This window comes from Leptothoe sp. ISB3NOV94-8A, from assembly GCF_043421595.1.
Taxonomy (GTDB): Bacteria; Cyanobacteriota; Cyanobacteriia; order Phormidesmidales; family Phormidesmidaceae; genus Leptothoe; species Leptothoe turfae.
Window position 1 is genome coordinate 2,921,059 of the sequence record NZ_JAXSQW010000001.1, and the last position, 13,508, is coordinate 2,934,566.

Consider the following 13,508-nt stretch of genomic DNA (forward strand, 5'->3'; position numbering starts at 1 on the left):
GTACGAATGTTCTGTCAGTAATATCTCTGTAGGGTTACCTTTTTTTAGCTGATAGATTTGTGATGTACTCAACCAAGTGAAATTACTAGATTTTACCTCGCGGCTCAAAGCTAGAAGGATAGGTGTAAATGAGGTGAAAGCTCAAGTTTCTAACTAGGTTATACAGGCTTTTTCCTTATTTTTATGGAGATCAATGTCAATGGTTGTTGCCGTTTCTAAGAAAGATACAGCTTTAAGTAAATTGGCATTCGTCGACAATTTCGAGTCAAAGGTATTTGATTTTACCTTCTCTAAGGCTTCAAGCGATGATCCTCTTCAGGCAGGGGCAGTAACGGTTGTGATTCCAGCTTTAAATGAAGCTGGCAATCTAGAAAAGCTCTTTGAGCGAATCTCTATTGCTTTTGATGAGCTAAGTTTGACACTACCCGTATTAGTTATTGATGACGGTAGCACCGATGAAAGTCCAGAAATTCTGGCACAGTTGGCTGAAAAGCATACATTCTTGAGTGTAATTCGACATCCTCAACGTCGTGGTGTTGCCGCTGTCTGGCAAACAGCCTTGGAACACGTTAAGACAGATTGGATTTTCTGGGGTCAAGCAGATCTAGAGTCTGATCCAGCAACAGATATTCCAGCATTACTCAGAGCTTACCGACCCGGTATGACGGCAGTAGCTGGTTGGCGGCAGCAACGCGGTGATGGTAAAACCCAAGCGTCTCAATTGGCGAACCGTGCCTGCCGCTGGACTTTTGGCTTGAAGATTCACGACATGAACTGGATCAAATTAGTGCGTCGAGATGCCCTGGTAGGACTCCCTATTGAGCTGATTACCCACCGATTTTTGTTGGCTGTCTTAGCAGGGTTAGGTCACCAAGTAGAAGAAGTTAAAACCCATTGGCATCCACGGTTTGCTGGAACTAGCAAATTTGGCAAGAAACGCTTAATGACCTCTGCCCAAGACTTTCTGAAAGTTGTTACCTGGTTTTACCTGGAGCGACCCTTGGGTCGGGCTTCTCGCTACATAGCCATGGCCAATACTTACTTGCAAGAAAGATTTCTAGCCGAGACAATCAATGCCTGAAAATAGTACCCAATGCTTTGATCTGTAGATATCCTTAGAGCCCGCTTGAACTGCGGACGGCTTGCAAAAAATTACTGGGTTTCTGTTGAGGGTCCTCAACTAACTGGGCAATCTTCGACTATCTAGGTATTTGCCCTATGGGTAGGGGATAGTGGTCGATGTCCTTAAATAAAAAGCATATTCTTGTTCTTAGCTCTGTCTATCCCCTCTTTCCAGATGGGAATCATGGAGCATTTATTCGAGAAACGATTCTGCGACTACAGCCAACAGGAGCAACGTTTAGTGTGTTTGCCCCTGCCTATGAGGGTGGCCAATCCTATGAGCTGGAAGGAGTCAAGGTTTATCGGTTTCGATATTTTTGGAAGCGATTTGAGACACTGGTGCGAGATGGTGCACCGACTAAGTTAAAACGTCAGCCGTTTAACCTGATTCCGGCTGTTTGCTATGTAGTATTAGGAACCTGGCAACTAGTTTGGCTCTGCCGCAAAATTCGCCCCGATTTGTTGCATGTCCATTGGCCCTTTCCCCATGGGTTAATGGCCTGGCCTGCTAGCAAGCTATTTAAAATTCCCATGGTCTTTAGTTTCCATGGTGGGGAGCTATTGCTAGCTCAGCGGTTTGGTTTTGTTGCCCATATTTTACGCTGGCTTTTGTCCCACACAGTTGGCGTCACAACCAATTCATCCTTTACCAAGGGCCTAGTAGAGAAATTACGCCCTTGTCCGTTGCAGGTGATTCCCTACGGTTTAACTGTAGAAGCCAAACCGACTGAACCTCGTGCTCCCGAGCAGATATCTACCCTGCTATTTGTGGGTCGCTTAGATGAACGCAAAGGGGTGTGTTATCTGTTGGACGCACTGGCAATTTTATTGACTGAGCGAGATGTACGATTACGGATTGTCGGCACAGGCATTATAGAAACTGAGTTAAAGGAACAGGTCCAAGGTCTGGCATTGGAGCAACAAGTAGACTTTCTTGGTTTTGTTTCTAAGGCACAACTAGCTGACGAATATGCTAAATGCGATGTTTTTGTATTGCCTGCAATTGTTGATAGTAAAGGAGATACCGAAGGGTTGGGTATTGTCATGATTGAGGCACTAGCCCATGCCAAACCAGTGGTGGCTACTGCCGTTGGCGGAATCCCGGATGTAATTAGGCCAGGGGAAACGGGATGTTTAGTGCCTGAGAAAAACTCCTTGGCTTTGGCCAAAGCAATTGCAGAGTTGCTTGATCGGCCAGACTGGGCAACCCAACTAGGACATCAGGGTTTAGCGGATATTCAAACGCGTTTTAACTGGTCGAGCATTATAGCCATGTGGCAGGACATCTACCAACGAGTCCTTTAGCAGAGAACCATTTAAGGTTCGTAACGTAGGTTATGTTCAGGGGGATTAGACCTTCAGTCTTGAGTTGGCTGCTGCCTACGTTGGTGGTAGGTCCGTTGGTAGGTATGCTTTTCTTGACGTTGATGGTTTTACTGCCAACACTTAAGGATCCAAATTCGCGTATATACTCGTCGAGGATCGGTTATCCAGCACGGCAGCGGCAGACTGGTAAACCTATCGCCGTAGAAACATTTGTGGTAGGTCAGCAAATTGCCACCAATGCCATTGGTGCGCCAGGAGTATCAGTGGCACTCGATGATGTGAATGTTCGACCTGAAATCAATGGTGTTGTTGAAAGTGTCTTGGTTAAAGAAGGTGATTGGGTCCGTAAAGGTCAATTGCTCTTCCGCTTGAGACAGAATGATATTTTAGCAAGGGTTCAACAGGCTCGTACAGATCTGGCGCGATCGCAAAACCAATTGCGCCAGCAGGAAGTCGATGCCCAGGGAGCGATTCAACTGCTTGAAGATGAAGTCACCCTGGCCAGGGATCGCCTCAACACTGCGACAGCGAGAGTGCAAGATAGCATCGTCCGCATTCAGCAACAAATTGAACAAGAGAGAACTGCAACCCGTGTACGGTTAGAAAATGCACGAGAACGTCTTGAAAGCATACGTTATCTGCACAAGCAGGGAGCTGTCAGCGAATTTCGTCTACTGGATGCGGAAGATCTGTATGCGGCGAGATTACAAGAATTTGAGAATGCTAGTCGGGGAGATTTTTTAGACCAGAACTCCCAATTTATTAACCGTGACTTTTTTCTAGAACGTGAGCTTGATTTATCAGCCGCTAAACAACAGCTGGCTAATTTGCGCCAAACCCAATCAGTAACGCTGAAAAGCCTGCGATTAGACGTAGAAAAAGCTGAAGCGATCGTTAATGAGACTGAGGGGCTGTTAGATAAAACCCTACTCTATGCGGTGAGTGACGGCCTGATTAGCAAAGTCAATGTTGATGCCGGAGACTTTTATGAAATTGGAGAAGACGCCCTGATTACCCTGAGTCAGAATGTTGCCTTCGAAGCATTTGTCGATCAGGTCCGGCTTGATACTATTCGTGTCGGTGATCCGGTCACTGTCCGTTTGGTGGCTTATCCAGGAAAAACATTTAGTGGCAGTGTGGTCCGCATCAATCCAGCCGTTGAGACTGAGGGGTTTCGACTGGGAAAGGTTAGCATCAATCGTCAATATACCTACTCAGTTTGGATCAAGGTGGAAGGGTTACCAATGTCCCCTGGTCTGCAGGGTTTCGCCGCCTTTAATTCATCACAGAGAGCGGTTCAAGTGCCAGAGCGAGCCATCACCCATATTTCTGAGGGCGAAGCCATGGTGATGGTGATTGAAAGTGGGCAGGCAGTTGTGCGTCAGGTAGGGGTGGGGCAGCGGTTTGACAATAGTCGTGAGATTATCTCTGGTCTAGAAATCGGAGAACAGGTGATTCTTGATCCACGGGTGTTACAGCCTGGCGATCGGGTGACTTCCACTACAGTTAAACCGGATGCTGCCAGGTTTCAAGATTTACCATGATTATGCATAGCGTTCAGACACTATATCGCCTGATACAGGGGTTAAACCGTGGACGTCAAACGGGACTGGTCGGACTTCTCATCCTGTTAATCAGTCTCCGCTATAGCTGGTACCACCTGCCTGCTGAGAATTTAGAAATGTTACACATCAATAGTTGGCCTGAGGGCCAACTGGTTTCGGCTGGTGTGTTGTTGGCTGTGGGGCTAGGCTTTGGGTTAATGCCCTGGCACGGACCCCCCCCCCTACGATGGATATTGTGGAGTTCCCTGGGGCTAACATTGTTGTTTCCCTATAGCCTGATGACTTGGTGTCCACAGCAAGCATTTTTAGCTCTGTCCTATTGGCATCAATTGGAACAGGTCAATATCCAGGTAGAAACAAGTTTTGCTGATGTTCACAACCACTGGAAACAGTTTATTTCACTGGCTCAATTCCAGCCACTCCCCACGTTAGCCACGTTTAACATGCCGGATAGTCGGTTTTTTCAGCTTTCCCAATGGGATCACGTTTTACTGGATGGGTTGGGCTATGGCAATGGGTTCTTTGCCTTTATTGGTAAAGGCTGGAGCTTAACAATTGTGGGATTAACCATTCTGTTGTTGGCAGTCTATCTAAAACCTCTCTCCAGGAAACTAGAGGTTAAGAATAAGGATAAGGATAAGCGCCTTCTAAGCAAAGTTGTTGGCATTATCGCCCCAGAAGTACCAGGAGATGTCAGCTGTGAAAAATGGCTGAGCGAAGTTGACGCCAACGGCATACATGGGACGGTTAAGGATGAAAAAGGACGTCTTGGGATTCTCTACCAGGATCTGCGCACAGGCCTACCGATTGTAGCGCTCATTCTATGCTTACTGCTCTCCCACATGATCGGAGCCAACCTTTGGGATCGGTCTTTGGAGGTGGCCTATGCCCGTGGTAATTATGCAACAGTTATCCAACAAAGTCCCTGGTTGATGCGCGTTTATCCCCCCGTTCAGGGGGACCCCCATGCTTGGATGCGGTATGGCAAAGCTCAACATTATGGTGGTCAAGGAGATGCGGGGCTGACAGCCTTTTATCAGGGTATGGCCTACTATCAGGGGCACGACTTTGCCCAGGCCATACCCTACTTAAGGCAAGCATTACATCTGCATCCACACCTATGGGTGATTCGAGAGCATTTGGCAGCAGCCCTGATTAATCAGGCCATCGTGTACTTCAATGCGCCAACGCTGCCGTTTTCCCCCCACGGTAACAACTACCCCAATTTCTCCAATAGTCCTCTAAATCCCATTGCTCCCAACAGTCAACGTCAGCTCAATAATCGTAAATCTGGCGGTACGAGTGAGTTTTTAGAGCAAGCCTTGATTATATTTCCTGGCCATATTCAAGCCCTATACGATTTGATGATCGTCAAGGCTATTGATCAACAGTTTGAGGCATCGGCTGCGATCGCAACCACCATTCTTAACGAACAAACCTATTTTCAGTCCCCCAATATTGGCCTGATGGGACAGGCCCATGTCCACAAAACCTGGGCAGCCTACCATCGCGGTGATCTGGATGCAGCTTGGGAGTCCTACCGTCGCTCAGTAGATTCTGACGCCTGGGGCGAGGAGACCAAGACCCATGAGTAAGTGCTGGTTAGCCGTTTTGCTACTGTTAGGCTGTCTCTGGGGAAGCCTGGGATTTTCAATCTGGCAGCCATCTACGAGGCCACTCACCCCCGTACACTGGTCCCCCGATGTGCAATGGATTACGTCCCCTGCGCCCAGCCACCGATTTTACACCAGACACACCTTCTATGGTCCTGAGAGTGTTCAGGCCGCCTGGGTACGCATCAGTGCCGACGATGACTTTGTCTTTAACATTAACGGTCGCCAATCGGTCATTCGTGAAAATGGGGCACTGAATAGTCCCAAAGGATTAGCCTATCGTCGTAAGGTGCCGTTGCAGGAGTTTAACGACACCCTCCCCTACGCTGCGAAAACCGGGCTAAACTACGTGATGGCCAGTTCTCCTGATTGGAAGATTTCAGTGTATTTAGACCTGACCAACTATGTGAGAGCGGGCAAAAATGTCATTGCGATCGAAGTGCAAAAAGGCACTAAATCTCCTCGGATTGCCGTAGAAGGACAGGTTTTACCTGAGAAGGAATTCTCCCCCATCAATCTCTCCACTGGTGCCACACCGTGGAAAATGGCTACGTTAGCTGAAAATCGATCAGCGGTGCGCTGGTTTCATCTGGAATTTGACGATACCGAGTGGCCTCAGGCCTTGGCCCTGGGACCTGTGCATGAGACCACCTACACTCGCCTGAGCCAGCGTTTATTTGACCAACCGGTGCATGGTTCATGGATTACCACATCAGCACCATGGCTCTATCAAACCTGGCAAGTGCCCCACCATGCAACTCGCAGTGTGTTACGCTACGCCGCCATAGGAGAGCCAGCGGTGTTTATTAATGACCGTTTGGTGGATATTCAGTCCTCTACCCAGGGTAAGCAGCTGCGCATGTTTGATGTGACAGCCTACGTCAAACCTGGCAAAAATATTGTGGCCGTCCATTTAAACCAACCGGTGGATGATGCCTGGACCCAAGACACCAATGAGGAACCCCCAAGCATTTTTACCGATGCCTGGGCGGAATCTAATCAGGGGGAAGTGCCCTTAACTCAATCTGGAGGATCGGCCTGGACCAGGGATATTAGCAATGAGTCCCTGAGCGTTTTTCTCGATGCCTGGGCGGAGTCTGACCAGGAAGAGATTTTATCTGCCGTACATACCGATGGTGATTGGCATGGGGGCGTTTCTCTCCCCGAGAAAAACCAATCCTCACTGCTAACATACACACCCGTTGTCATCGTGCGCCAGGTGATGGGCCAGGAGTTTATTCATCACTTTTTGGGCCATCCATTTTTGCAGTGCATCGGCTGGTATGTGGGGCATCAACTGATGTGGTGGTGGCTGGGCTGTGGGGTCAGTTTTGCCCTGGCTTGGGGAGTGGGGCATCTGTGGTTACGCGGCTCATCTGGTTCTCTGGTAGCCGGGGCTGAGGTACTGCTGCCATCGTTAGTATTGTTGATGGGGATGACCTTACTCAAGCATCGCCATGGTGAGGGAGCCTGGGGCATTTGGTTTGCGCAACCGGGGAGCGATCGCACCTTGTTACTGGGCAGCCTGCTGGTACTGTTGCTCAGCCTCATAAGCTGGGACAGTCCCCGCTGGCAGCGCTATGGAATAACTGTTGGAACCAGTGCCCTTGGACTAGGATTGTTATTTAGCCAATCCATGCCCCCATGGCTAATCTTTATCATCCTGGGGGGACTGGTCATCACCATACGATGGCAGTTACTAAGCCAGCTAGAGGACCTGAGCTCTAAGCTGTTGGCAACCTTAGAAACAGGACCCGCCTGGCAGCGTTCCACAGTTTTAGGCAGCATTGTTTTTATCGGTTTCTGTTTACGTCTGTATCGCCTCACCAAGGAAGACCTCGACTCCGACGAAAACACCTCCTACGATGCCACCCGTGGCATTTTGCGCACGGGCTCTCCCCTAGCCACATCAGGTATTTGGTATACGCGGGGGCCTATATTTCACTACTTACTAGCCCTCTGGCTACGTCTGGTGGGGGACTCTATCTTTAACGCCCGGTTTTTCTCCGTCATGTTTGGTACCGGGGTGCTGGTGCTGGTGTTTTTGATTACGCGGCGCGTCACGGGTCGCGTATGGATAGCCTTGGTGGTGACACTTATACTGGCGTTGAACCCCTGGGAGATTTGGTATTCTCGGTTTATTCGGTTTTACCAAATGGTGCAGTTTACAACCCTGCTGGCCCTGTGGGCCTTTATTCGAGGGTTTATCAACAGGGGTGGGCGATTTTATCAATATGTCTTTTTTATTGCCCTAACAGCCACCTTGCTGATTCAAGAAGTCAGTCTGACCATTACCCCAGGTTTTTTATTGGGTTACCTTTGTTTTGCCCCTCGATTTCGTTGGCAAGCGGACTGGCGGCTATGGTTAAACGCCATCATGGTGATGATCATCTTTGCCTATGACATTATCTTTTTTAAAATTAAGTGCCTCACCCCCTGGACAGCATTGTCTGCCAGTACGTCGTCTTATCTCAAACCCCATTTACTTAACGTGACAGGGTTTTTGGCTTGCTTTTTTGTGGGGCCAAACCGATTGGAGATTCTCTACACAGCATTTTTCCTGGTTGGGGCAATTTATTTTCTTCGTCGGCAAGCGGGTCTGGTTTTATATTTGTTTAGCTTTGTGCTGCTCAATCTGTTGGTATTAACCCTGCTCACCTATCAAATTGCTGAACGCTATGCCTACTCAGTGTATCCCCTATTTATCATGCTGTCGGTGTATAGCGCGATCGCAATTAGCCAAGGTCTGATCCACACCATTAAACAGGGACGATTCCAACACTTTCCGGTCCATGGCCTGGTGAGTCTTTGTTTAGTACTGCTACTTATCAGCAACTTAGAACTCGGGCGCATAGCTCAGAGCTATTCCCAGGCCATTGGTCGCCACAACACCGAAATTTTTGAATATATCCGTGACCATCGTCAGCCAGGAGACGTCATTATTTCCCCCACCCCTTCCTTTGGACCAATCACCATTGGGCCGGTCGATTACTTTCTTATGGGTACCTGGTTTTTTGATGCCACGTACTGGCGTGATGGTCGCCTGCTAGACCGCTGGGGCGGTGGCGTGGTGATTAGTAATTTAGATCAACTGGAGCGCATACTAGAAACATCGCCGCGAGTCTGGATCCATGTCGATGATGCTCGCCAGAGCCGTCTCAGTGCCCAAATGTTGGAATATATCCAAACCACGGGCAAACCCGTATACGACAGCTTTGGTACTAGCTTACGGCTATGGGATCCCACCGATGGATGGATACCCCATACGCCAGAGCAGGGCAGGGATTTAGGGGCATATTAGGGGGGTAAGACTGATTCTTTTTGTCAAAGAATTGACCTGATCTACTTAAGAAATCAGATCAATTAACTTCCAAATTTTGGAATTTATTGATGGCTTGCTCCTTACCTATGAAACCACTTATCCTTCTTAAAATTACTGTTAGTGTAATTCTTCTCATATTTGTTTTTACGCACATTGATTTTACTCAAGCCTGGCAACAGCTCCACACCTTATCATTACCGTTTGTGTTGTTTGCCTTGTTGTTTTATACCGTTCTCCAGTGGCTTAGCTGCTGGCGTTGGCAAATTGTATTGCGTTCCCAGGGCTATAACGTGCCGATGGGGCAGCTCATGTCCAGCTATTTTGTGGGCATGTGGCTAAATATCTTTTTACCCGGCTCCCTGGGGGGAGATGTCTATCGGGTGTATCAGGTGAACCAGGCAACTCAAGATTCTGAAGCGGCCCTGGTGTCGGTATTTTTAGAACGGTTTACGGGGTTAGCGGCCCTGTCCGCCATCGCTGTGATGGGGTTGCCCCCCGCGTTTCAGCTGGTGGGGCGCTGGGACATTATTGCTCTATTTTTAGGGGCGGTGGGAGCCTTGGTAGGGGCGGTACTGCTGATTATGAGCTCCCAGTTGTTACGGTGGGCAGTCCCTTGGTTAAGACGGTTTAGGTTGGCTGCGATCGCAGCCCGGTTTGCTAAAATCCAACACCTATTGTGGCAATTTTCCAAGGACCGCCCAGCGTTAGCATCATCCATTGGCCTATCCCTTATATTGCAGTTAGGCATAGTGGTTTATCACACGATCATTGCTCACCAACTGGGCATTAGCATCTCATTTTTAGCCCTACTCGTATTTATCCCCATCGTCGTCGTCATTACCCTATTACCCATTTCCCTAGGGGGTTTAGGCCTCAAAGAAGGTTTGTGGGTATATCTGTTTAGTCGGGTAGGTTTGGGAGCAGAAGAGGCTCTATTACTGTCTTTAACCGTGACCGTATTGGGATGGCTCCTCAGTATCCCTGGTGGGATCATTTTGTTGTTAAATGCTTCTGATTGGCAACGAATTAGCAAAGGCCTAAATTTAGGCAAGTAAAGCAAGGGTTTAAGGACAGATTAACCAACCTGTTGTCGTTATCAAAAGTCCGCAAAATTGACCATTTTACTCAAGTAAAAAGATAACAACAGACAGTCTGATTCTATGAAAGTACCGAACTTTAAGGAGATTTATACGCGTTTCATATAGGCAATCTACAGGGTTTCCACAAAAATACCTAGATGTCTTATCCATAGAAGATCTCCATCTCTGTAAAAGTGAGCACATTAGCCGATTTCGTATCTATTGTTACATCAGTACTCTAAGAATACAAACAGGTGCCTCTCCTATCAGTTGTTGGCTTGAGAAGAATCGTCATGTTGAAGCAAATATTAGCCACTGGGTTAGCCATTGGGGTTGCATTTTCCACCGCTAGTGCAGCTCAAGCTGATGCCCAGGTGAAGAGTGGATATGGTCAAACGTTAGAAAACGCTGGGCGCGGTGAGGGATTTAAGTCCCGAGATTTTCAAATTCGCCGTAGCGGTCGTAACTCAACCGTAGGTAACGGTATTGACGAGAGTGTTAGTTGGACGTTTGACTTTAATAAAAATCAAGAATTATTAGATGCATTTTTGGCAGATGGCAGTGACCTTGTCTCCGCTGAACTTATCTTTTTAGATATTGAAGTAACGAACGTTCGAGTTACCACTGATTGGGTGGGTATTCCTGGCATTGGCGGCATGCGATTTGGTTTAGGTTCAGAAGTAGCGCCTACCGATGCCGCTCTGATTAAGGTGCCTTCTGTTGCTAGCATTCCCAAGGTGGGTGAAGCCGGTAGCTTCTCAGTAAGTCTGTTAGATCATGGCTTTACTGTAGATGATGTCATGACAGCTTTCTTTGACGATACTGACCACACGAATACCTGGTACGATCCTAACTCCTGGGCTGGAGAGATGTCAGATTACACCATTGCCAATGAGAAGCATGCCATTCCATTTATTTACATGGATGACGCGATTATTCGTGAGGCCAAGCTTGTTCTACATAAAGAGAATTCCTCCCTCTCTTCCACTGCAACAGCTGTACCTGAACCTACAGCTTTAGTGGGATTAGCAATGGTTGGGCTAGGTTTACTACGGCGTTACCAACAACAGCCAGGTTAGAGAGGGATTGCTACTCTTGCCTGTGTGAAGCCATACTTGGTTGCATTGTATCTTATGCTAATACCTGAGAAGGGTTTGACTGTTGTGTGAAACCATGGTTCGTGTTTAAACAATTGTTGATGGTGCATAACAGATGTTCACGGTTAACGGGCTTACGAATACAGGCATTACAGCCGACAGAAAGAATCTTATCCAGTTGGTTATCTAAAACACTAGCTGTGATTGCAATGATGGGCAAGTTAGGATCCCGCTGTTTGATATAAGCTGTAGCGTCGTAGCCATTCATGACAGGCATTTGGATATCCATCAGGATCAAGTCTGGACGCTGGGACTGCCACTGTTCAATGGCTTGCTGACCGTTTTCAGCTTCATGCACGATAAAGCCAGCATTGCCAAGGATATGTTTGAGTAGTCGTCGATTGGTGGGAGCGTCTTCGACAACTAAAATGTTGTACTGTTGTTGGGGCGGTGTTGAGATTTTTTTTGTAATTGGGGGTGCTTTTTGTGGTGCCTGAATCACCTCTACCGGTAGCTGAATATGGAATGTGGTACCTTGACCAGGGTAACTAAGACATTGGATACTGCCATCCATGAGTTTGAGCAATCCTTGACAAATGGCTAACCCCAAACCCACACCCTGATCACTAGCATCATGCACCGTGGATGAGGCATCTGTTTGATAGAAGGGACTAAAGATTCGCTGTTGTTCTTGGAGACTAATGCCAGTGCCGGTATCGGAGATTTCTAGGCCTAAATTAAAAACATCGTCTGAAGGGATGGCATAGGCTTTTAAGACTACTTGGCCAGTATCCGTGTACTTGATGGCGTTATCGAGCAAATTGAGAATGATTTGACGTAGTTTGCCAGCATCAATATGTAGGTAGCGAGGGATGTTAGGGTCACAATCTACCCTGAGTTGGAGGCCACGCTTTTTGGCCTTAAGTCGTACCATATTGCCAAGCCCGTAAAGCACACTAATGATATCCACATCATCAGTGTGCAGTTGGGCATGACCAATTTCTAGCTGGGTGAATTCTAGAATATTATTAATTAAATCCAGTAAATGAGCGCTACTGGTGTCAATAATCTCTAATGATTCGCTGTGGTCCTTCGAAAGCGTCTGATCTTGGCTGATCAGCTGAGTAAAGCCCAAAATTGCATTCAAAGGAGTCCGCAGTTCATGGCTAACTTTTGCTAAGAAAAGACTCTTAGCACGGTTCGCAATTTCAGCCGTTTCCTTGGCTTCTTTGAGTTCAATCGTACGTTGCTGGATACGCTCTTCAAGATTGTCATAGGCTCTTTGCAATGCCTGTTCTGCCTGATGACGCCTGAGTTCAGCCGCAGAACGAGCCGCAAATACCCGCAGAAAGGACTTGGCCAGTTCCAGCTCCTCTAACAAACCGTTATGGAGAATAAATAAAATACCAATCGCGTTACCGTCTCCATCCAATAGGGGGGCTCCCAGGTAGGTAGTCGCCGTTAGCTTACCCATGGGATGATCTGGCGGTAATTCAAGATCAGAACAGTAGTGCAACTTTGCTGTTTCAAGCACCTGAACACAGGGTGTTTGAGCAGCTGAGATCAGGCTATCAATGGGGTGTTGATCATAATGCCACATACCTAGAATGTTCAATGCTAAAGCATCAGATTCACACCTTTCAGCCACAATCACACTGTCCACATTGAGAATCATGGCCAGACTAATCACCAGAGTGGAAAAATATTCTGTTCCTGTGGCTAAGGATGTACAGGTAACTAAGCTTTGAAAAGCTACTTGAGCATTGCGACGGTGATGAATCTCAGATTGGAGCTTTTGATTGACTTCTGCGAGTTCTAGTGGGCTGGTGAGAGTTAAAAATTTGGGCAGTAGCGTTAGTAACTCAAAAGCTGTGTATACAGAAACTAAAGCTGTGCACGCACGCACAAAGCCAGTAACCCAATAAATCGGATACCACAGGGTCACAATGTCTAATAAATGACCCATTCCACACAGACTAATAAACGCGCTAAATAACAAAAAGACTTGATTAGATGGATATATATTTTCCCAGCGATGTTTATAAGCAAAACAGAAGAGTGTTAACGGAATCGAGGCATAGGCCAGGGCAATGATCCCATTGCTAACAACATGGAGCCCAACTAACGATGGCTGCCATAAATAACAATGTCCGTGAGGTATATAGTGGCTGGAATATACCATTTCCCAAAAATGAGTATTCATTCCTTGCTTTATCCTGTGCAAGCTTTAGCATGCCCATAAGATCAAGCAAGCGATATTACTTGAATCATGTAGCATCAGTGCCTATACAAAATCTTTCACACCCATATTTTTTGCACCCATAACTGCTCGGGCCATGTGGGTATAGTTAATATCAGAATCGTCAAATATCTCTGGATGGTAA

8 protein-coding genes are annotated in these 13,508 nt (G+C 47.3%); 7 read left to right on the plus strand and 1 reads right to left on the minus strand.

Features of this window, described 5'->3' with window-relative positions:
• Window positions 1-193: 193 nt before the first annotated feature.
• The 7 genes from SPB21_RS12565 (at window position 194) to SPB21_RS12595 (ending at window position 11,106) form a co-directional block, all read left to right on the plus strand.
• A complete protein-coding gene (locus SPB21_RS12565) occupies window positions 194-1,081 on the plus strand; it encodes a glycosyltransferase family 2 protein (protein WP_499866742.1) in 888 nt (295 codons plus the stop codon).
• 158 nt (window positions 1,082-1,239) lie between these two features.
• The gene (locus SPB21_RS12570; protein ID WP_499866743.1) at window positions 1,240-2,427 is read left to right on the plus strand and encodes a glycosyltransferase family 4 protein; all 1,188 of its coding nucleotides are present in this window, start codon (window positions 1,240-1,242) and stop codon (window positions 2,425-2,427) included.
• A gap of 233 nt (window positions 2,428-2,660) precedes the next feature.
• On the plus strand, window positions 2,661-3,992 hold the full coding sequence (locus tag SPB21_RS12575; RefSeq protein ID WP_499866744.1) for an efflux RND transporter periplasmic adaptor subunit: 1,332 nt from the start codon (window positions 2,661-2,663) through the stop codon (window positions 3,990-3,992).
• Window positions 3,989-5,608, plus strand: a complete 1,620-nt coding sequence (locus SPB21_RS12580; RefSeq protein WP_499866745.1) for a tetratricopeptide repeat protein — start codon at window positions 3,989-3,991, stop codon at window positions 5,606-5,608. The genes SPB21_RS12575 and SPB21_RS12580 overlap by 4 nt, the downstream gene beginning before the upstream one ends.
• Window positions 5,601-8,927: an ArnT family glycosyltransferase gene (locus SPB21_RS12585; RefSeq protein ID WP_499866746.1), complete on the plus strand. Its 3,327-nt coding sequence runs from the start codon at window positions 5,601-5,603 to the stop codon at window positions 8,925-8,927. Before SPB21_RS12580 ends, SPB21_RS12585 begins: the two co-directional genes overlap by 8 nt.
• Before the next feature lie 107 nt (window positions 8,928-9,034).
• Entirely contained in the window at window positions 9,035-10,003 is a 969-nt protein-coding gene (locus SPB21_RS12590) for a lysylphosphatidylglycerol synthase transmembrane domain-containing protein (protein ID WP_499866747.1), read from the plus strand.
• 317 nt (window positions 10,004-10,320) lie between these two features.
• On the plus strand, window positions 10,321-11,106 hold the full coding sequence (locus tag SPB21_RS12595; protein WP_163668685.1) for a PEP-CTERM sorting domain-containing protein: 786 nt from the start codon (window positions 10,321-10,323) through the stop codon (window positions 11,104-11,106).
• Between the two features lie 52 nt (window positions 11,107-11,158).
• Here SPB21_RS12595 and SPB21_RS12600 read toward each other — a convergent pair whose 3' ends face one another.
• Window positions 11,159-13,327, minus strand: coding sequence for a response regulator (locus SPB21_RS12600; protein WP_499866749.1), 2,169 nt, complete (start codon window positions 13,325-13,327; stop codon window positions 11,159-11,161).
• Window positions 13,328-13,508: the final 181 nt, after the last annotated feature.